The organism is Flavonifractor sp. An9, assembly GCF_002161245.1.
Classification (GTDB): Bacteria; Bacillota; Clostridia; order Oscillospirales; family Oscillospiraceae; genus Flavonifractor; species Flavonifractor avicola.
The window spans coordinates 59143-77854 of sequence record NZ_NFHC01000010.1; the positions used below are offsets into that span (position 1 = coordinate 59143).

Here is an 18712-nt window from a genome sequence, read left to right on the forward strand (position 1 = left end):
TTGTTTTTTGCCTCTGTCAGGCTTCTTCCTGGCTCCGATCGGCAAAGCAGGCCCGCTTCAGCCCCAGAATGGGGGCGGCCCCCGCCAGGGTTGTGCCGAAGAACACTACCTCTTTATCCAGATCCAGATAGTCCACAATGGTGCCGTTGCACAGGGTACTGCCGGTACACAGCACCAGGTCGGCCCAGTCCACCACAGCCTGGCGGTCCGCCTCCCCGTCCAGCACCGGGCAGCCGTCCTTCACCTTGCCGATGTTGTCCGGGTTCAGGTCCAGCACCTTCACAGAAAAGCGCCGGGACAGGGCGGCGATGAGGGCGGGCTGGAAGCCCACCAGGGCGATTTTGGGGGCGCCGTAGTGGTCGGCCACCCACTCCACCATGTGGCGGGCACAGAACTCCGGCCCGCCGTCCTTACAGTGGACGGTGTTGTCCGCCCGGCCCAGGTACTTCATCACCGCGTTCAGGGTGGCGATGAACAGCCCCCGGCTGTGAGGGTCCCCCTCCAGATCCAAAGCCAGCACCTGGTCCAAAGCCCCCTCAAACTGGGCGGGGGCGTCGGTGAAGGCCTGGCCCTTCGCCCCCCGGAAGTCGGCCATCAGCATGACCTCCTTGCCGGTGAGGATGGGGTAGTCGGTGCGCTGGGTGTGGCCGATGGCCTCCTCCGGCGTCAGCCCACGGGCTTTGATGGTCACCGCCGAGCCGGTGAGGCCGTGCTCCTCCAGGGCGGCGGCCAGAGCGGCGCGCAGGGTCTCGTACAGGGTATGCCGGTCCATGTTACAGATCCCTTCCTTTTCGTCCGGCCAGACGGCTCACCCCCTGAACCGCCAGGGAGAGCAAAAGCAGCAGCAGAGCCGCCGCCAGCGCCATGCCGTTGTCGCCGGTAGAGATATTAAGGTAGATGCTGGCGGGCAGCGTCTCGGTTTTCAGCCGGGTGACCCCCACCAGCATCAGGGTGGCGCCGAACTCCCCCATGCCCCGGCTCCAGGCCAGCAGGTAGGCGCAGGGGATGCCGATGAGGATGCACAGCAGGGTGGACAGGGTGGTGGTCCACAGACTCAGCCCCACGGCAAACCGGATCTCCCCGTCGGCCAGAGCACGGCCCAGGTTGGGCAGGGCCCCGGCCACCACCCCCCACAGGCTGGCCGCCACATAGAGCAGCACCGCCAGCAGCAGCACCAGAAAGCCCCACTCAAAGGGTTTTAACGGGCGTTTATCCCGCCAGCTCATAGCCGTAGCTGGTCCAGATGTCCTGGGCGGTCTGGCTGTTCAGAAATTCCGCGAAGGCGTCGGCAGCCTCAGCGTCCGCCGAGCAGGTCAGCCGGGCGGCGGGGATGGTCTTGACATAGGCCTCCATCTCGGCGCTGTCCACGATCTCCCCCTGGTCGGCGCTGACGTTCTCCTTCCACACGACGATGGCGTCGCACTCATCGGCGGCCAGAGCGGTGGTCATGGCGGGAGCAGTGGCGGTATTGGACACGATATCCACCTGATCGGTAATGCCGAAGTCCTCAAAAAGCTGCACGGCGATTTTGCCGATGGGGGTAGCCTCCGGGTCACCGATGACCACACGGACCCCCTCCTTGGCCAGATCGGCGGGGCCGGTGATATTCAGAGGATTTCCCTTCTGCACCGCGATCACCGGGATGTGGCGCACCAGAGGGGTGGAGGACTCCACCAGCTGCGCCACCGGCTTGACCTCCTGCTCGGAACCGGCGATGAAGAAGTCGCCCTCCTGGGCGGTATTGATCTGAGTCTGAATCTGAGCGGCGTTGGCGTAGGTCACCTCCACCGTGCAGCCGGTCTGATCCTGGAAGGCCTGGGCGATCTCAGCAAAGGGGTCCTTCATGCCTGCGCCGCAGAAGACCAGCAGGGTGTGGCCGCTGAGATCTGCAACAGCCGGGGTTGTCTCCACAGCGGCGGGGGTTGTCTCCGGGGCGGACGGCGTGGTCTCCGCCGGGGCAGGGTTGGAGCAGCCCGCCAGCATAGACAGCGCCAGCAGGGCGGACAGGGTCAGGAATACCAGTTTCTTCATGACAAACACCTCCAAGGTTTGCCACGAGTATACCAAAATCCCCTCACCCGATATGTTGTCCGGACAACTTTTCTGGAAAAAGCGTAAACCGATTCTTGCGGAAGGTGAGCACCCCTTCCCCCTCCAGCTCCTTCAGGGTATGGGAGAGGACTGAGCGGTTGAGGCAGAGGTAGTTAGCCATGGCCTCCCGGTCGAAGGGGATGGTAAAGGTGGTGCTCCCCGACCGCCCGGCCTGGGCGGTCAGGTACTTCAAAATCCGCTGTCTGGCGCTTTTCACCGATAGGGCGTCAATTTTATAATATTTTCGGATGTTCTGGTTGGATACGAAGTGGAGCAGATTGCCCAGCAGGGCCAGCCGCAGCTCAGCCGGCAGGGCGGGGTCGCTCAGCCGGTCCACGGGAACGCTCCAGGTGGTACAGCGCTCCAGGGTACAGACCGAGTAGGGGCTGGTGCGCCTGGGGGTGCAGGCCACCTCCCCCGCCACCAGATAGCCGGGAAAAAGCTGCTGGTAAAGAAATTCCGAGCCGTCGGCGTCCAGCCGGACCGCCCGCATGGCGCCAGAGAGCAGCACCTCCAGCCGGTCCACCCGCTCCCCTTCCTGAATGACCACCCGGTTGGCGGGGTACTCCTCCCGCCGCCCGCCCAGCAGCGGCACTACCTCCTCCGGCTCCAGGCCCCGGAAGAGCACACTGCCCGCCAGGATCTCACGGTCCTCCATGGTCCCACCTCCTTGCCCGCAAGGATAGCACGCCCCGGTCTTTTTTGCAACCACCGGGGCATACAGGCAGGAAAACCCGTTCTGCCGCACTTGTTTTTGCCGTTCTTGTTTGATATAATAACGTGTCATCTTGTATTTGATCGCAGTTGGGAGGTCCCTATGCGTAAGAATAAGCTAACTCATCTGGTAGAGCCCAGTCTGAGGCTGTATTTCCTCTGTCTGGTGGTGTTTGCCGTCATTACCGCCTTTTTCTCTGTCCCCGCCGCGGTGGCGGAACTGGCGGTGGTGGTCATTCTCTACCTCTACTTCCGCCGCAGCAATGCCCTGCGGCAGAAGGAGATTTTAAAGTACATTGAAAACGTGACCTGCAACATGGACTCGGCCACCAAGGACACCATGGTGAACGCCCCTCTGCCCATGGTCATCTTCCGGCCGGAAAATGACGAGGTCATCTGGTCCAACGACCGGTTCCTCCAGATCACCGGGGAGCGGGAGCACCTCTTTGACGCCAAGATCACGGCGGCGGTGCCCGACTTCTCCTCACGCTGGCTGATGGAGGGCAAGACCGAGTGCCCCACCGAGGTACGCATCGGGGACCGGCGGTTTTTGGTGTTCGGCCATCTAGTCCGTACCGAGGAGCAGGGAGCCAGAGGCTATCTGGCCACCACCTACTGGGTGGACGTTACCGACTTTGCCACCGTGCGGGACGAGTTCTATGCCACCCGCCCCGTGGTGGCCATCCTGACGGTGGACAACTACGAGGAGTTGATGAAGGGCGCCAACGACAGCGCCAAGTCGGCCATGCGCAGCGAGATCGACGACCGGCTGGCCCAGTGGGTTGCCCCTGCTCAGGGTGTATTTACCCGGTATGAGCGGGACCGCTATCTCTTCCTCTTTGAGGAGCGCTTCCTGGCCCAGTTCCAGGAGGGCAAATTCTCCATTCTGGATACCGTGCGCCAGGTGACCAGCCCCTCGGGCATCCAGGCTACCCTGTCCATCGGCATTGGCAAGGACGGCGACAATCTGGGCGATTTGTTCCAGTACGCCGCTCTGTCGGTGGAAATGGCTCTGAGCCGGGGCGGCGACCAGGTGGTGGTCAAGAACAAGTTCAACTTCGAGTTCTTCGGCGGACGCACCAAGGAGCTGGAGAAGCGCACCAAGGTGAAGAGCCGGGTCATGGCCAACGCCCTGGGCGAGCTGATGGCCGACGCCTCCACCGTGTTCGTCATGGGCCACAAGTACCCCGATCTGGACTGTATCGGCGCCGCCGCCGGCGTATGCGCCATGGCCCGGAAAAAGGGCACTCCGGTCCATATCGTACGGGAGCCGGGGGTCAACCCGGCCAGCGAGATGAGCGACCGGCTGAGCCAGGTTCCCGAGTACAAGGACGTGTTTCTCTCCCCCCAGGATGCCATTCTGCTGGCCGACTCCAACTGCCTGCTGGTGGTGGTGGACACCAACCGTCCCGAGCAGGTGGTGAGCCAGGACCTGCTGGAGGCGGTCCACAAGGTGGCGGTCATCGACCACCACCGCCGCGCCTCCTCCTATATCGCCGACGCCGCCCTCAACTTCCACGAGCCCTACGCCTCCTCTGCCAGTGAGCTGGTCACCGAGCTGTCCCAGTATCTGCTGGAGCCTGCCGACCTGCTGAAGATCGAGGCGGAGGCCCTGCTGGCGGGCATGGTGCTGGACACCAAACAGTTTACCATGCGCACCGGCAGCCGCACCTTTGAGGCGGCGGCCTTCCTGCGCCGCTCCGGCGCCGACACCGGCGACGTGAAGAAGCTGTTCCAGAACGATCTGGACGGCACCATTGCCAAGTACGACATCATCCAGACCGCCCGGATGTACAAGGACGGCATTGCCGTGGCCCGTGTGGACCACACCGTGGGCCGCATCACAGCCGCCCAGGCCGCCGACGAGCTCTTAAATATCTCGGGCATCGACACCTCCTTCGTTCTCTTCCCTGACAATGAGGGGCGGGTCATCCTGTCTGCCCGGAGCATGGGGGATGTGAACGTACAGGTGGTGCTGGAGAAGCTGGGCGGCGGCGGCAACGCCGCCACCGCAGGCGCTCAGGTCCCCGGCAAGACGGTGGACGAGGTGACCAAGCTGCTCCTCCAGGCCATTGATCAGTATCTGGAGGATGAATAAAAAAGCCTTCCCCTCGGGGGAAGGTGCCCCCGTAGGGGGCGGATGAGGGGTCCGATACCATTTCCCTCATCAGTCACGCTTTGCGTGACAGCTTCCCCCTGGGGAAGCCTAACAGGAAGGAGATAATAGTTATGAAAGTGATTTTGCAGCAGGACGTGAAGGGCCAGGGCAAGAAGGGCCAGATGATCGAGGCCAGCGACGGCTACGCCCGCAACTTCCTTCTTCCCCGCAAGCTGGCTGTGCTGGCCACCGCGGAGAATATCAACACCATGAAGATGCAGGAGAAGGCCAAGGCCGCCCAGATGGCCGCCGAGAAGGCGGAGGCCGAGGCCACCGCCGCCAAGCTGAAGGAGCTCTCCGTCAAGGTTGTTGCCAAGGCGGGCAACGGCGGCCGGCTCTTTGGCGCCGTCACCACCAAGGAGATCGCCGACGCCCTCTCCGCCCAGCACGGCATCACCATCCAGAAAACCAAGATCGTGCAGGATGAGCCCATCAAGGCCTTCGGCACCTACGAGCTGAAGGTGAAGCTGGGCTACGAGGTCACCGGCACCCTGAAGGTGGTCGTGGCCGAGCAGTAACTATGCGTAGGGGCCGATGCCCACATCGGCCCGTCCAGGGGAGGTGAAGGAACATGGCAACCGAAGAGGAACTGCTGCTGCGGCAGATGCCCCACAGCGTGGAGGCCGAACAGAGCGTGCTGGGCGCCATGCTCATCGACGCCCGGTGCGTACCCGATGTGATCGAGGAGCTGAAGCCTGAGGACTTCTACCTGCGGACCAACCGGGAGATCTACGAGACCATCTACTCCATGTTCAACTTCTCCCTCACCATTGACCCGGTGACCGTGCTGGACCATATGCGCCAGAACGGGGTATACGACGAGAACACCTCCCGCAGCTATATCCTCCAGCTCATGGAGGTCACCCCCACGGCGGCCAACGTGAAGGAGTATGTGGCCATTGTCAAGGACAAGGCCCTGCTTCGCCGCATTGCCGAGACGGCGGGGGATCTCACCGCCCTGGTGCAGGAGGGCACCGGCACCGGTCAGGAGGTGCTGGAGGCCGCCGAGCAGCGGATCTACGCCATCCGTCAAGGCCGGGCCTCCCAGGGTCTGACCCACATCTCCGGCGTCATTCTCAATGTGTACGAGCGGCTGAACGAGCTGGCCGCCAGCGATTCCGCCGTACCCGGCCTGAGTACCGGCCTGCCCGACGTGGATATGGCCATCTCCGGCCTGAACAAGTCCGACCTGATCCTGTTGGCCGCCCGACCCGGCATGGGCAAGACCTCCTTCGCCCTGAATATGCTGCTCCACGCCGGCAAGTTCTCCGGCAAGACGGTGGTCTTTTTCTCTCTGGAAATGAGCCGGGAGCAGCTGGCCATGCGCCTCATCTCCGGCGAGGCCTTCGTGGACAACAAGAAGCTGGTCACCGGCAAGCTGGGGGAGGAGGACTGGTCCAAGATTGCCGCCGCCTCGGCGGCCCTCAACCAGACCCAGATCCTCATTGACGACAACCCCGCTCTCAGCGTGGCCGACATGAACGCCAAGTGCCGCCGGGTGGATAATCTGGGTCTGGTGGTCATAGACTACCTCCAGCTCATGACCTCCGCCGGCGGTCCCACCCGCAGCAGCGACAACCGCCAGCAGATCGTCTCCGACATCTCCCGCGCCCTGAAGATCATGGCCAAGGAGCTCAACGTGCCGGTGGTCTGTCTGTCCCAGCTGTCCCGTGGTCCCGAAAGCCGCCAGAACAAGCGGCCCATGCTGTCCGACCTGCGTGAGTCGGGCGCCATCGAGCAGGACGCCGATATCGTCATGTTCCTCTACCGGGACGACTACTATAATGAGACCAGCGAGAACCACAACCTGGCCGAGTGCATCATCGCCAAGAACCGTCATGGCGAGACCGGCACGGTGGAGCTGCAGTGGCTGCCCGAGTACACCACCTTCTCCTCCATCGACCGGCGGCATTCGGAGTTCTGACACCCCATCGTAGGGGCGACCCTTGCGGTCGCCCGCGGGCGGCCATAAAGGCCGCCCCTACAGGAAATTCCACAGGAGAACACCTTTATGCTGGAAACCGTCAAGGCCCTCACAACCGAATACGATATGCTCCCCTGGGGGGGCAAGGTGCTGTGTGCCGTGTCCGGCGGGGCCGATTCCATCTGCCTGCTCCACCTGCTCCACAGCCTGTCGGCTGAGGGTGGTTTTCAGGTAGCCGCCGCCCACTACCACCACGGGATGCGGGGAGAGGCCGCCGATGCTGACGCCGCCTTTGTGGAACACTTCTGCAAAGAGCGGAACATCCCCTGCGTGGTGGAGAGGGGCGATGTGTACGGCGAAGCCGCCCGCCGTGGCCTGGGGGTGGAGGAGACCGGCCGGGAACTGCGGTACGAGTTCCTCCGCCGTACGGCGGAACAGCTGGGCTGTGACCGCATCGCCACCGCCCACAACGCCGACGACAATCTGGAGACCCTGCTGCTCCACCTGACCCGTGGAGCCGGGCTCCACGGTCTGGCAGGTATCCCGCCCCGCCGGGGAGACCTGGTGCGTCCCCTGCTCACCACCCCACGGGCGGACATCGAGTCCTATCTGGAGGCCCACCACCTTGCCCATGTGGAGGACTGCACCAACACCGACGAGCGCTACGCCCGTAACAGGCTGCGGCGTCAGGTGATTCCGGTACTGCGGGAGCTGAACCCCCGGCTGACGGAGCGCTCTGTGGAAACGATGGGTTATCTCCGGGCCGACAACGACTACCTCAACGCCCAGGCCGCCATGGCTTGCAGCCACGCCCGCTGGGCGGAAGACGACCTGGTCATCGAGGCCCACTACATTGCAGAACTGCCCGCCGCCATTGCCCCCCGGGCGGCCCGCCGCCTGTTGGAAATGACGGGGGACGGCAACACCGACTGTTCCGCCGCCCATTTGAAAGCGGTGGTAGAGCTGGCCGTGGGAGACGATCCCTCGGCGGTGGCTTTCCTGCCCAACGGGCGGCTGGCCCAGCGGGTGTACAAGGAGCTGCTCATTACCACCCAGAGCGACAACCCGGCGATGACCCCCTGTCCTCTGAACACTAACGGGGAGACCGCCCCGGAGGGCACCGACTGGCGCTGCACCTGCCGGGCAGTGGTCTGTCCCCCCACAGAGAAGCAAAAGCCCAATGCCTGGTATTTATCTCAGAAGACCCAGGGACCTTTAATCCTGCGTCCCCGTCAGACGGGGGATGAACTGGCCCTGCCGGGCCGGGACACCAAGACCCTGAAAAAATGGATGATCGACGAGAAAATTCCTCGTCGGGACCGGGACCGCATCCCGGTACTGGCGGATGAACGGGGCGTGCTGGCGGCAGCCGGTCTGGGCCCCCATAGAGAGCGTATGGCAAAGCCCGGCCAACCGGCCTGGGAAGTGGTATTTTGGAAGGAAAGGTAAGGAGAAATATGGAACATATGCTGGACAAAGACGTTGAGCGGGTCCTCTTTTCCGAGGAGGAGCTGAAAAACCGGGTGGCGGAGATTGCCGCTCAGATCGACAAGGACTATGAAGGCAAGCAGCCTCTGCTGGTGAGCGTACTGCGTGGCTCCTTCGTCTTTATGGCCGACCTGGTGCGGCAGATCCACCTGCCCTGCACCGTGGATTTCATGGCGGTGTCCTCCTACGGCGCCGGCACCTCCAGCTCCGGCCAGGTCAAGATCATCAAGGACCTGTCCGAGCAGATCGAGGGCAAGGACCTGATCGTGGTGGAGGATATTCTGGACAGCGGCAACACCCTGAGCTACCTGCTCCAGCTGCTCCAGGCCCGCAAGCCCGCCTCCGTGCGGCTGTGCACCCTGCTGGATAAGCCTTCCCGCCGGGTGAAGGAAGTAGAGGTCAGCTACTCCGGCTTCTCCATCCCCGACTACTTCGTGGTGGGTTACGGCCTGGACTACGCGGAGAAGTACCGCAATCTGCCCTACATCGGCGTGCTGAAGCCCTCCGTGTACGGCGGGGAATAAGGCTCCTCAAATCTACCCGGAAAGGACGTGTCTGTTCCTTGAAACGTAACGGAAGCCTGCGGGACGTAGGCTTTTATGTACTCATTGCCATTTTGCTGATCGTATCCATCTTTATCCTCCGGGGCGGCATGAACACCGGGGACAACATGACCTACGGCCAGGTCCGCCGCCTGCTGGAACAGCAGCAGGTCACCAAGGTGGAGCTGGACAATAAAACCGTCACCCTCTGGCTGAAGGAAGCGGTGGGCGGCAAAGCCACCGTCACCTACGATGTGGCCAATCCTCAGTGGTTCTACAACGACTTCAACGACCTGATCGTGGAGCAGATGCAGCTGGGGATTATCCAGGACTACGACTACCCCGCCGGCTTCGAGCCTCCCTTCTGGGTCAGCTTCCTGCCCTGGATCGCGGTGCTGGTGGTCTTTGGAATGCTTTGGTACTTCATGTTCCTCCGCCAGGCCGGCGGCGGGGGCGGAGGCGGCGGAGCCGACCGCACCGCCCGCTTTGGCCGGGCCCGTACCCGCACCGGCGCCGACGAGCAGAAGAAGGTCACCTTTGACGACGTGGCCGGTGCCGAGGAGGAAAAGGGAGAACTGCAGGAGATCGTGGAGTTCCTCAAGGACCCCCGCCGGTTCCTGGACCTGGGTGCCCGCATCCCCAAGGGCGTGCTGCTGGTAGGCCCTCCCGGCACCGGTAAAACCCTGCTGGCTAAGGCGGTGGCCGGAGAGGCCGGGGTCCACTTCCTGTCCATCTCGGGCTCCGACTTCGTGGAACTGTATGTGGGCGTAGGCGCCAGCCGTGTCCGTGACCTGTTTGACCAGGCCAAGAAGAACGCCCCCGCCATTGTGTTCATCGACGAGATCGACGCCGTGGGCCGCCAGAGAGGCGCGGGCCTGGGCGGCGGTCATGACGAGCGTGAGCAGACCCTCAACCAGCTGCTGGTGGAGATGGACGGCTTCGGCAACAACGAGGGCGTGGTGGTCATGGCGGCCACCAACCGCCAGGACATTCTGGACCCCGCCCTGCTGCGCCCCGGCCGGTTCGACCGGCAGGTCTATGTGGGCTATCCCGACATCAAGGGCCGCGAGGCCATTCTGAAGGTCCACGCCCGCAACAAGCCCCTGGGAGACGACGTGTCCCTGGCGGAGCTGGCCAAGGGTACCGGCGGCTTTACCGGCGCCGACCTGGAGAACCTGATGAACGAGGCCGCCCTGCTGGCCGCCCGCCAGCACCGCCGCTTCATCGGCATGAAGGACCTGAACGAGGCTGTCATCAAGGTCATTGCCGGTCCCGAGAAGAAAAGCCGGGTGGTCATTGAGCGGGAGCGCAAGCTCACCGCCTACCATGAGGCGGGCCACGCCATCGTGATCCACGACCTCAAGACCCAGGACCCGGTCCACCAGATCACCATCATCCCCCGTGGTATGGCAGGCGGCATGACCATCTCCCTGCCCCAGGAGGATGTGACCTTCCAGTCCAAGCAGCAGCTCACCGAGCGCATTGCCGTCTGTCTGGGCGGCCGGGCCGCCGAGCAGCTGGCCCTGGGCGATATCTCCACCGGAGCGGGCAACGACCTGCAGAAGGCCAGCGCCATCGCCCGCAATATGGTCACCCGCTACGGCATGAGCGACAAGGTGGGCAACGTGGTCTTTGACTCCGGCCACGACGAGGTGTTCATCGGCCGCTCCATGGCCCAGACCAAGAACTACTCGGAAGAGGTGGCCGCCCTCATCGATCAGGAGATCAAGGGTCTTATCGACGGCGCCTACAACCGCTGCGTGGAGATCCTCTCCGCCCGGCGTAAGGAGCTGGACTTTGTGGCCGACTACCTGCTGAAGTACGAGAACATGGACGCCGCCGCCTTCGAGCTGGTGTTCACCGATCCCGCCGCCGTCCAGCCCCCCGCCGCCTATCAGGCGGTTGAGGAGGCCCAGGAGGAGGAATCCGATCCTCAGGATGAGCAGGAGTAACCCCTAAAAATAAAAACACGGTGTATTTTCCTTTTCGGAAAATACACCGTGTTTTGTTTATTTCAGCTCCAGACCGGACAGATATCGCCGGGCCAGGTCAAAGCCGTGGCTGGCGGCAATGTGGCGGATGCGCTGACGGCCCATGGACAGGTTCACCTTACGGACCCAGGTACCGTCGGGGGCAGCCAGGCCGATGAACACCAGCCCCACCGGGTTGCCCCGCTCGTCGGGGTCGGGCCCCGCCACGCCTGTGGTGGAGATAGCCAGGTCACAGCCCAGCACCTTCCGGGCCCCCTCGGCCATGGCCCGGGCCACCGGTTCACTGACAGCGCCGTACTGGTCCAGCAGGTCCTGGTCCACACCCAGGACGGTGTGCTTCACTTCGGTGGCGTAGCTCACCACGCCGCCCCGGAACACCGAGGATACCCCGGCCAGATCGGTCATCCGCTTGGCCACCAGGCCGCCGGTGCAGCTCTCGGCGGTGCCCAGGGTGAGGCCCTTCTCTTTCAGGAGGGCAAAGACCGCCGCCTCCAGGGAGGGGATATCCACTCCGTAGACCAGAGGGCCGAAGTGGGCCTTCAGGTCGGCCTCCACCGGGTCGATGAGGGCGTGGGCGCTCTCCTCATCGGCAGCCTTGGCGGTGATGCGGAGCTCACATTCCCCCTCCTTGGCGTAGGGAGCCAGGGTGGGGTTGGTCATGGCATTCATGCGCTCCCGCAGTTGGGCCTCCATGGAGGACTCCCCGATGCCGAACAGCTTCAGGGTGCGGGACACAATGACCCCGTCGGCCAGGTCCTTCAGATAGGGGACCACCCGGTAGGTGAACATGGCCTTGCACTCCCGGGGCGGGCCGGGGAGCATGATGACCCGGACACCATCGGCCTCAAAGGCCACGCCAGGGGCGGTGCCCCAGTCGTTGTCCAGCACAGTGCAGCCCTCAGGCAGCATGGCCTGCTGGTAGTTGTTGTCCGTCATGGGGCGGTTGGGGTGGAGACGCTGGAAATAGGCCTCGATCCGCCGGGCGGAGGGCTCATGGAACACCAGCTGCCTGCCGAAGCACTGAGCCAGCACATTCTTGGTCAGGTCGTCGCAGGTGGGGCCCAGGCCGCCGGTGGTGATGATGATATCCGCCCGGGTCTTGGCCAGCTCCACGGCGGCTTTCAGCCGGTCCGGATTATCCCCCACCACCGTGTGGTAGTAGACGTTAATGCCCAGGGCACTCAGCCCCTGGGACAGCATCTGGGCGTCGGTGTTGGCGATATTGCCCAGCAAAAGTTCTGTACCTACCGCAATGAGTTCGGCGGTGTGGGACATGGAAAAAACCTCCTATCGCCAACACCGGCATCGGCGGCTAGTGCCGCCGCAAATGCGCAGCGCAGCGAAGCATTTCCGCAGGGCGGATTCATTCCGCCCGAGGATGTAAAAGATATGGGGTCCCTGCGGAATCAGTGATTCCGCGGGGAGTTGGCGATGTTGCCCAGCAGCAATTCCGTACCCACGGCAATGAGTTCCGCGGTATGATACATGAGGAAACACTTCCTTTGTTGGATTGGGAAAGAGGTGGATCAGACCTGGATACGCTCGATGCCCTCCACGGCGGCCTTCACCAGGCCCTCCACATCCAGGGCCTCCTCGGCGTGCTCCAGCTCCCCCAGCACCGGCCGCAGCCGGGGATGGCGGGGGGTGAACACGGTGCAGCAGTCCTCGTAGGGCAGGATGGAGGTCTCAAAGGTGTTGATCTTGCGGGCAATCCGCACGATCTCCTCCTTGTCCATGCCCACCACAGGGCGCAGAATGGGCAGGTCGCACACGGCGGTGGTGGCCCGCATGGCCTCCATGGTCTGGCTGGCCACTTGGCCTAGGCACTCGCCGGTGACGATGGCCCCGGCGCCGCACCGGGCGGCCACCGCCTGGGCAATGCGCATCATAAACCGGCGCATGAGGACGGTAAACAGCTCCTCGGGGCACTTCCGGCGCAGCTCTTCCTGGATCTCAGTAAAGGGCACCACATGGACGGTGAGCCGCCCGCACCAGGGGGTGAGCAGCTTGGTCAGGTCCAGCACCTTCTGCTTGGCCTCCTCGGAGGTGTAGGGGTAGGAGAAGAAGTGGACCATCTCCAGGGCGATGCCCCGCTTGGCGATCATCCAGGAGGCCACCGGGGAGTCGATGCCGCCGGAGAGCAGGCTCACCGCCCGGCCTCCCACGCCCACCGGCAGACCGCCGGCGCCCGGCTCGGGATCGGCGTGGACGTAGGCGGCGTAGTCCCGTACTTCAAGATAGACGGTCAGCTCCGGATGGTGTACGTCCACCTTCAAGTTGGGGTATTTCTCGTCCAGCTCGCCCCCCACATACTGGGACAGCTGGATGGAGGTCATGGGGAAGGTTTTGTCGGCCCGCTTGGACTCCACCTTGAAGGTCTTGGCGGCGGCCAGCTTGTCCCCCAGGTACTCAATGGCGGTCTGGAGCATGGCGTCCTTGTCCTTCTCGCAGGCCCGGGCCCGGCTCAGGCCCACCACGCCGAACAGCTTGGTCATGGCCTCCCAGGCCCCGTCCAGGTCGCAGTTGTCGTTTTTGGGCTCCACATACATGGTGGACTGCTTGCAGTACACCTTAAAATCACCGTGGTGCTTCAGGCGGCGCTTGGCGTTGGCAATCAGCTTATCCTCAAAGGTGCGGCGGTTCAGGCCCTTCAGGACCAGCTCCCCCAGCTTGAGCAGAATGATCTCGTTCAATGGTAGGTCTCCTTTATCAATGGTTTATAAATCCCGTTTCTTTTGCAGGCGGATGTCCTCTCCGTAGAAGGGCAGCACCCGGTACTCCCCCTCCAGCCGGGAGGAAATTTGCGGGGTATAGCGCTGGCGCACCTGAGTCATGGTCAGGTTGGAGGAAATCACCGTCTGTTTCCCCGCCATGAGCCGGGAGTTGACCAGCGTATACAGGGCGGACTGGACGAAGGGGGTGGTGAGCTCGCTGCCCAGGTCGTCCAGAATCAGCAGGTCACAGCCCAGGTAGCGCTTTGTTTCGTCTTTGGCCTCGTCGGCGTCCAGCTTGTCCCGGGCAAACTTCTGCTCCTCAAACCGGGCAAACACGTTGACCGCCGTATCGTATACCACGGAGAAGCCGTTTTCCGACACGGTGCGGGCAATGCAGGCGGACAGGAAGGTCTTGCCCAGTCCCGGCGCACCGGAGAGGAACAGGTTGCGCAGCTTGAACCGCCCGAACTTCCGGGCGTAGTTGGAGCACAAATCGAAGATGAATTCCATGTTCTCCCGGGGGGACATGACCTCCCCCGGCCAGGGCAGGGGGGAGTAGTAGTCCATGGAGAAGGTCTCAAAGGACTGCTCGCCCAGATCCAGCAGCTTGGACAGCTCCTTAATTTGCTCCTCGCCGCACAGCTTTTTCAGGCAGGTACACATCTGGGCGCCCACCCAGCCGGTATCGTTGCACTTGGGGCAGGCGGGCTGCTCGTCCAGGGCGTCGGCCCCCCAGCCGTTCTGGAGGAGCAGTTGGGTGCGCTCGGCCTGGAGGGACAGGTTGTGGTCCTTGATGACCTGGATGGAGGGACCGGGGTCCCGCCCCTCCCGCAGAGAGGAGGCGATGATCTGGTACACCGTCCCCTTCAGCTCCTTGTCGATCTCCCGGACCCGGGGCAGCTGGGCATAGATCTCCGTCTTGCGGCGGGCAAGAGCCTCCTCCCGCCGGCGGCGGCCCTCCTCCAGCCGTTTGGTGGCCCGGTAGAGCACGCTGGCTTCGTATCCCATGGCTTATCCCTCCTTGTCCCGTTCCTTCTCCTGCCGGAGAAATTCCCGCATCCGTTCCAGATCCTCCCGCACACGCCGGTCCACATCGCCGGGGGCGGCGGGGTGGTCCTGCATGGCCGGCCTGCTGCCGGCGGAGGGGGCGCTCTGGGCCGTCCGGGCGGGCTTGTCCCCCGCCTCGATCTCCGCCAGAGTATGTAGGTTCTTCTTGTGCCAGCCCAGCAGAATGCCGTTCATGTAATCCCAGTCCATCTGCTGCTTCTTGTACACCGTCTTTTCGTAGGCCAGCCGCAGCACGTCGTCGGAAAAGCCCATGTCGGTCCAGGCGGCCACCTTCCGCTTCTCCTTGTCCACCAAGGGCCGGGGCTTGAGACCCAGCAGCTGGAGGATAGCCCCCTCCCGGGTGCGGTAGAGGCTCTTGCGTTTCAGGTGAGCGTCGGCGGCCTGGGCGGTGTCCACTCCCAGCCGCTTCCAGGCGAAGCCCTCCTTCAGCACCTGGGACATCCGGGGCTTCTGGCCCACGCCGTATTTCCGTTCAAACTCCTCCACGCACCAGCTCACCAGCAGGCAGATCACCTCGGCGGGGAGGGCCAGGTAGTCGTACAGGGTATACAGGCTCTTCAGATCGGCGGTGGACAGCACTTTGCCCAGCCGCCGCTGGACCTCGTTCACCAGACCGGGGAAGGTAGAGGTGGTGTCCTCGATCTCCCGGGTGATGTCGGCGGCGGTATAGTCCGGCGGACCCTGGGGAGCGGGGATGGGGTTAGCCTCGGCCTGGGTCTTGCCGTCGGACAGGCCCAGATTCACCAGGGCGGCGGAGGCCTCCTCCAGCCGCTGGCCGTCCCATTTGAGCCCCTTCCGGGCCTGGGCGGGGTCCAGCACCCCACCGTGGCGGAGCAGCCACAGGTAGAGCAGAGCGGCGTCCCCATTGCCGCAGGCGGTGAGCCGGTCGGCGGCCCGGGCGTCCATGGATATGATATTGCCCGGCAGCAGCAGCTCCGGCATAGGGCATCCCTCTTTCCCTCGTGATCTCGTACCTATTATCATACCACATTCCGGGGGTTGGGCACAATCCCGCAGTAAACATTTCCGGAGATGTGTTTTTCTTGGGAATCGATTGCATTCCAAAGGAAAAATGGTACAATGATTGTGAAGAGATCCACCTGCAAGCCTGGGAAAGGGGGCCTTGCCATGACCCGGCAGAGTTACCTCTGGCTGCTGTGTGCCGTCAGCCTGCTGCTCACCCTGCGAAGCGTTTACCAGATTGGGAAAACCCTGTTGGCGGGCGGGATGACTGGCCTGCTCCCCAACGCCATCCTGCTGGTCTGCCTGATCGCTGTGGATGGCTATCTGCTGTGGAGCGCCCTCCGTGCCGCTCCAGCGGTGGAGGCCCCGCCCTCCCCCGGACAAAAAGCCCCCCTCTGCCGGGTGGGCTGGACCTGCCTGCGGATTCTGGCCGCGGCTGGGCTGTTGGTCCTGTTCCTGAAGGATCTGCTGCCCCTCTGGGCGGTGTTCCTCCTGCTCGGCGTGATGATCCTGCTGATGGTACTCATCGCCTGGCGCTTCTGCCGCTGCCCCCGCTGCGGCGGGCGGCTTCGGGAGCGGGACGTGGGCGCGGAAGGTATTTGCCCCCACTGCGGGGCCCGGTTATAAAGGAGGTAATCTAGGATGGGCGTGTTTGAATGGCTGGTTGTAATCGTCCTCGCGCTGGCCGGTCTGGTCAGCCTGATCTGTCCGGGCGCAATGTGGGAGCTCTGGCGGATCAGCCGCAGTCCCTGGATCAAGTCGGCGGAACCTACCCATCTTTTCCTCATTTCCACCCGCATTTCCGGCGCTCTCTTTCTGCTGTTTGACCTGATCATGGTCCTGCGGCTGTGCCGGGTCTTGCGCTTCTGACCTCAATCTATTCGATCCCATGAGCGGAATCCGCGGATTTCGTTCATGGGATTTTTATTTGCATTTCCTCAGCAAACAGTCTGTTTCCCCTTGAAAACCCGCACAAAATGTGGGAGCAACGCTCCGTTGCCCCCGCTGCAACGGGAAAATGGTTTACAAATAACGGCCCGTGCACTACGATGTTGGCGCGGTGGAGGCGATGGAGCCTGCGCCGCAGGAAGGAACATCAACGCAAAAAGTTAGGAGGGTATTATATGAACAAGAAACGTCCTGTCATTCCGTTTTTAAGCGGCGTCCTGGCCACGGTCCTGACCATGGGCTGCGTCACCACCGCCCTGGCCGCCTCCGGCCTGGTACAGTTCAGCCCCGTGGGACTCCAGCTGAATGGTAAGGCCATCTTCGCGGCAGGCGACAGCGTGAACACCGAGAGCGGGCAGTCCGTCCCCTCCAGCATCGTCTACACCGACGAGGCAGGGGGCGGCACCACCTACCTGCCCCTGCGGACCATCGCCAACCTGCTGGACGTACCCATCACCTGGGACGGGGCCGAAACGACCGTCGTGCTGGGCCGGGGCGATAGGGGCGGCATTACGGTGGAACCAGGTACCGGGGAGTCCGCATGGGATTCCCTTCCGCTGCATCAGGCGGGAAAGACCGCAGGGCCCTTTGCCGAGGTCCAGCCCGACGCCCGAAAAGGCGGCATCATGCTGCTGGAGGAGACACAGTTCCGCTCGGGCAGCGATTTTAGCCGGGACATCCCCTTTGTGGGTGCCAATGGCCGCTATGTCAGCATCACCGTAACCAACAACGGTACCCAGCCCCTGCTGTTCCAGGCCGGGCACCTGTATGCCACGGGGCGGGATATGCTCGCCACCCAGATCCCCGCCGGGGCCACCGTCACCCGCACCTTTGAGGCTCTGGAGAGCAGCGCGGCTATCCAGCCCCGCTTCGGCGTGGACATCTCCACCGGCAGCGGCGAGGGCGGAACGGTTGATATCCAGATCTCCGCGGTGCAGTTCAACGGGTAACGTCCCGAATCTTACCAGATTCAGGCGGGTTGCGGAATAGGGAAAAGAACAGTAGAATGAGAGGTACTAACTCCTGCATACGCTGCGCTGTTGAGGTGAAAAAACATGGATTTGACAGAAAGACTGGCCCAGGCCCGGAAGGCCAGGGGGCTTTCCCAAGCCGAGGCGGCGGAGCGGCTGAACGTATCCCGGCAGGCCATCTCCCGGTGGGAAACCGGAACGGGGATGCCCACCCTGGATAACCTGATCCAGATGGGCAAGCTGTACCAGGTGTCGCTGGATGAGCTGGTATACGGTGTGGGAGGAGCGGAGGTCCCGGAAGAGATTCCGGAACCGGCGGCATTGACGGAAGAGCCGGAGCCGGTACAGGCCCACAAAGGCCGGCGGCATCTTCTGCCGGTGGTGTTGGGGCTGGTGGCCGTGGGGATCCTGGCCCTGGGGATTTGGGCCAGCGGTCTGATGAACAGCAGCAAGAGCAAACAGAGCGGCTCGGTCATCGTGGTGGGCGGAATGGAGCAGGATTGGGACAAGCTGCCGCTGGACCGGGCGGGGGAGCAGGTAGGCCCCTTCGGCGAGGTGGAGCCTGCGGAGCAGAAAATGGGCATCCATGTGCTGGAGGATACCGAATACCGCTCGGGCAGCGATTTTGAACGAGATATCTCCTTCATAGGCGCCAATGGCCGCTATCTCAGCGTCACCGTCACCAACAACGGTACCCAGCCCCTGCTGTTCCAGGCCGGTTACCTGCAAGAAAACGGGCGGGATATGCTGGAAACTCAGATCCCCGCCGGAGCCACCGTCACCCGTACCTTTGAGGCGCTGGAGAGCGGCGGGGATAACCAGCCCCGCTTCGGCGTGGACATCTCCACCGGCAGCGGCGGGGGCGGAACGGTGGATATCCAGATCTCCGCGGTGCAGTTCAAGGGATAACGGTTTGATAACTCTGGGGGCAACGTTCCGTTGCCCCCTCCGCAACAAATATGTGGTTTACAAAAACTTCTCCATTGGATAAGCTGATTTTTAAGGATAGAGATGACGCAGCCATGTCCGCGTCTGCAAAATGCGGCTCCCTATTCTTATTCCCTTCCAGAGTCCGGGGGCGGAATCAATCCATTCCGCCCCCGGGCTTTGTCATGTGCGGAGGAGGCTGGATGGACCACA

Annotated in this window: 18 protein-coding genes; 10 read left to right on the forward strand and 8 right to left on the reverse strand. The window is 63.2% G+C overall.

Annotation, left to right across the window (positions count from 1 at the left end; translation table 11 throughout):
• Positions 1 to 16 precede the first annotated feature (16 nt).
• Genes B5G40_RS08330 through B5G40_RS08345 form a run of 4 tightly spaced genes read right to left on the reverse strand, consistent with a single transcriptional unit; the run spans position 17 to position 2749 of the window.
• Positions 17 to 772, reverse strand: a complete 756-nt coding sequence (locus tag B5G40_RS08330; RefSeq protein ID WP_087399317.1) for a Rossmann-like domain-containing protein — start codon at positions 770 to 772, stop codon at positions 17 to 19.
• A gap of 1 nt (position 773) precedes the next feature.
• Positions 774 to 1226, reverse strand: a complete 453-nt coding sequence (locus tag B5G40_RS17175) for a hypothetical protein (protein ID WP_206407226.1) — start codon at positions 1224 to 1226, stop codon at positions 774 to 776.
• Positions 1210 to 2031: a molybdate ABC transporter substrate-binding protein gene (modA, locus tag B5G40_RS08340; protein ID WP_087399318.1), complete on the reverse strand. Its 822-nt coding sequence runs from the start codon at positions 2029 to 2031 to the stop codon at positions 1210 to 1212. Before modA ends, B5G40_RS17175 begins: the two co-directional genes overlap by 17 nt.
• A gap of 43 nt (positions 2032 to 2074) precedes the next feature.
• Complete coding sequence (locus tag B5G40_RS08345; RefSeq protein ID WP_158099500.1) at positions 2075 to 2749, reverse strand: Crp/Fnr family transcriptional regulator; 675 nt, start codon at positions 2747 to 2749, stop codon at positions 2075 to 2077.
• 159 nt (positions 2750 to 2908) lie between these two features.
• Between B5G40_RS08345 and B5G40_RS08350 the strand changes: the two genes are divergently transcribed.
• The 6 genes from B5G40_RS08350 to ftsH all read left to right on the forward strand — a co-directional run bounded on the left by B5G40_RS08350 (position 2909) and on the right by ftsH (position 10869).
• Positions 2909 to 4903 carry a DHH family phosphoesterase gene (locus B5G40_RS08350; RefSeq protein WP_087189227.1) on the forward strand — a complete coding sequence of 665 codons (1995 nt, stop codon included), beginning with the start codon at positions 2909 to 2911 and terminating at the stop codon, positions 4901 to 4903.
• Between the two features lie 131 nt (positions 4904 to 5034).
• A complete protein-coding gene (gene rplI, locus B5G40_RS08355) occupies positions 5035 to 5481 on the forward strand; it encodes a 50S ribosomal protein L9 (protein ID WP_087189228.1) in 447 nt (148 codons plus the stop codon).
• Between the two features lie 53 nt (positions 5482 to 5534).
• Entirely contained in the window at positions 5535 to 6887 is a 1353-nt protein-coding gene (gene dnaB, locus B5G40_RS08360) for a replicative DNA helicase (protein ID WP_087269968.1), read from the forward strand.
• 87 nt (positions 6888 to 6974) lie between these two features.
• On the forward strand, positions 6975 to 8336 hold the full coding sequence (tilS, locus tag B5G40_RS08365) for a tRNA lysidine(34) synthetase TilS (RefSeq protein WP_087399320.1): 1362 nt from the start codon (positions 6975 to 6977) through the stop codon (positions 8334 to 8336).
• Between the two features lie 17 nt (positions 8337 to 8353).
• Positions 8354 to 8899: a hypoxanthine phosphoribosyltransferase gene (hpt, locus tag B5G40_RS08370; RefSeq protein ID WP_242955475.1), complete on the forward strand. Its 546-nt coding sequence runs from the start codon at positions 8354 to 8356 to the stop codon at positions 8897 to 8899.
• A 38-nt stretch (positions 8900 to 8937) separates the two neighbouring features.
• A complete protein-coding gene (gene ftsH, locus B5G40_RS08375) occupies positions 8938 to 10869 on the forward strand; it encodes an ATP-dependent zinc metalloprotease FtsH (protein ID WP_087399321.1) in 1932 nt (643 codons plus the stop codon).
• A 57-nt stretch (positions 10870 to 10926) separates the two neighbouring features.
• Here ftsH and B5G40_RS08380 read toward each other — a convergent pair whose 3' ends face one another.
• The 4 genes from B5G40_RS08380 to B5G40_RS08395 form a co-directional block, all read right to left on the reverse strand.
• Positions 10927 to 12183, reverse strand: a complete 1257-nt coding sequence (locus B5G40_RS08380) for a competence/damage-inducible protein A (protein WP_087399322.1) — start codon at positions 12181 to 12183, stop codon at positions 10927 to 10929.
• Between the two features lie 251 nt (positions 12184 to 12434).
• On the reverse strand, positions 12435 to 13601 hold the full coding sequence (gene thiI / locus B5G40_RS08385) for a tRNA uracil 4-sulfurtransferase ThiI (RefSeq protein WP_087399323.1): 1167 nt from the start codon (positions 13599 to 13601) through the stop codon (positions 12435 to 12437).
• Between the two features lie 24 nt (positions 13602 to 13625).
• On the reverse strand, positions 13626 to 14630 hold the full coding sequence (locus tag B5G40_RS08390; RefSeq protein ID WP_087189235.1) for an ATP-binding protein: 1005 nt from the start codon (positions 14628 to 14630) through the stop codon (positions 13626 to 13628).
• Positions 14631 to 14633: 3 nt separating this feature from the next.
• A complete protein-coding gene (locus tag B5G40_RS08395) occupies positions 14634 to 15632 on the reverse strand; it encodes a DnaD domain protein (RefSeq protein WP_087399324.1) in 999 nt (332 codons plus the stop codon).
• Between the two features lie 186 nt (positions 15633 to 15818).
• On the opposite strand from B5G40_RS08395, the gene B5G40_RS08400 reads away from it, so the two are divergent.
• From B5G40_RS08400 to B5G40_RS08415, 4 genes are all read left to right on the forward strand, one after another.
• Positions 15819 to 16280: a hypothetical protein gene (locus B5G40_RS08400; protein WP_143383387.1), complete on the forward strand. Its 462-nt coding sequence runs from the start codon at positions 15819 to 15821 to the stop codon at positions 16278 to 16280.
• Between the two features lie 15 nt (positions 16281 to 16295).
• Entirely contained in the window at positions 16296 to 16523 is a 228-nt protein-coding gene (locus tag B5G40_RS08405) for a DUF6199 family natural product biosynthesis protein (protein ID WP_087188394.1), read from the forward strand.
• 254 nt (positions 16524 to 16777) lie between these two features.
• Complete coding sequence (locus tag B5G40_RS08410) at positions 16778 to 17551, forward strand: stalk domain-containing protein (protein WP_087399326.1); 774 nt, start codon at positions 16778 to 16780, stop codon at positions 17549 to 17551.
• 105 nt (positions 17552 to 17656) lie between these two features.
• Positions 17657 to 18481: a helix-turn-helix domain-containing protein gene (locus B5G40_RS08415; RefSeq protein WP_087399327.1), complete on the forward strand. Its 825-nt coding sequence runs from the start codon at positions 17657 to 17659 to the stop codon at positions 18479 to 18481.
• Positions 18482 to 18712 lie beyond the last annotated feature (231 nt).

Coding starts and splice junctions, on each gene's coding strand:
- B5G40_RS08330 (WP_087399317.1), bottom strand. CDS start 772: ATGGACCGGCATACCCTGTACGAGACCCTGCGCGCCGCTCTGGCCGCC.
- B5G40_RS17175 (WP_206407226.1), bottom strand. CDS start 1,226: ATGAGCTGGCGGGATAAACGCCCGTTAAAACCCTTTGAGTGGGGCTTT.
- modA (WP_087399318.1), bottom strand. CDS start 2,031: ATGAAGAAACTGGTATTCCTGACCCTGTCCGCCCTGCTGGCGCTGTCT.
- B5G40_RS08345 (WP_158099500.1), bottom strand. CDS start 2,749: ATGGAGGACCGTGAGATCCTGGCGGGCAGTGTGCTCTTCCGGGGCCTG.
- B5G40_RS08350 (WP_087189227.1), top strand. CDS start 2,909: ATGCGTAAGAATAAGCTAACTCATCTGGTAGAGCCCAGTCTGAGGCTG.
- rplI (WP_087189228.1), top strand. CDS start 5,035: ATGAAAGTGATTTTGCAGCAGGACGTGAAGGGCCAGGGCAAGAAGGGC.
- dnaB (WP_087269968.1), top strand. CDS start 5,535: ATGGCAACCGAAGAGGAACTGCTGCTGCGGCAGATGCCCCACAGCGTG.
- tilS (WP_087399320.1), top strand. CDS start 6,975: ATGCTGGAAACCGTCAAGGCCCTCACAACCGAATACGATATGCTCCCC.
- hpt (WP_242955475.1), top strand. CDS start 8,354: ATGCTGGACAAAGACGTTGAGCGGGTCCTCTTTTCCGAGGAGGAGCTG.
- B5G40_RS08380 (WP_087399322.1), bottom strand. CDS start 12,183: ATGTCCCACACCGCCGAACTCATTGCGGTAGGTACAGAACTTTTGCTG.
- B5G40_RS08390 (WP_087189235.1), bottom strand. CDS start 14,630: ATGGGATACGAAGCCAGCGTGCTCTACCGGGCCACCAAACGGCTGGAG.
- B5G40_RS08395 (WP_087399324.1), bottom strand. CDS start 15,632: ATGCCGGAGCTGCTGCTGCCGGGCAATATCATATCCATGGACGCCCGG.
- B5G40_RS08400 (WP_143383387.1), top strand. CDS start 15,819: ATGACCCGGCAGAGTTACCTCTGGCTGCTGTGTGCCGTCAGCCTGCTG.
- B5G40_RS08405 (WP_087188394.1), top strand. CDS start 16,296: ATGGGCGTGTTTGAATGGCTGGTTGTAATCGTCCTCGCGCTGGCCGGT.
- B5G40_RS08410 (WP_087399326.1), top strand. CDS start 16,778: ATGAACAAGAAACGTCCTGTCATTCCGTTTTTAAGCGGCGTCCTGGCC.
- B5G40_RS08415 (WP_087399327.1), top strand. CDS start 17,657: ATGGATTTGACAGAAAGACTGGCCCAGGCCCGGAAGGCCAGGGGGCTT.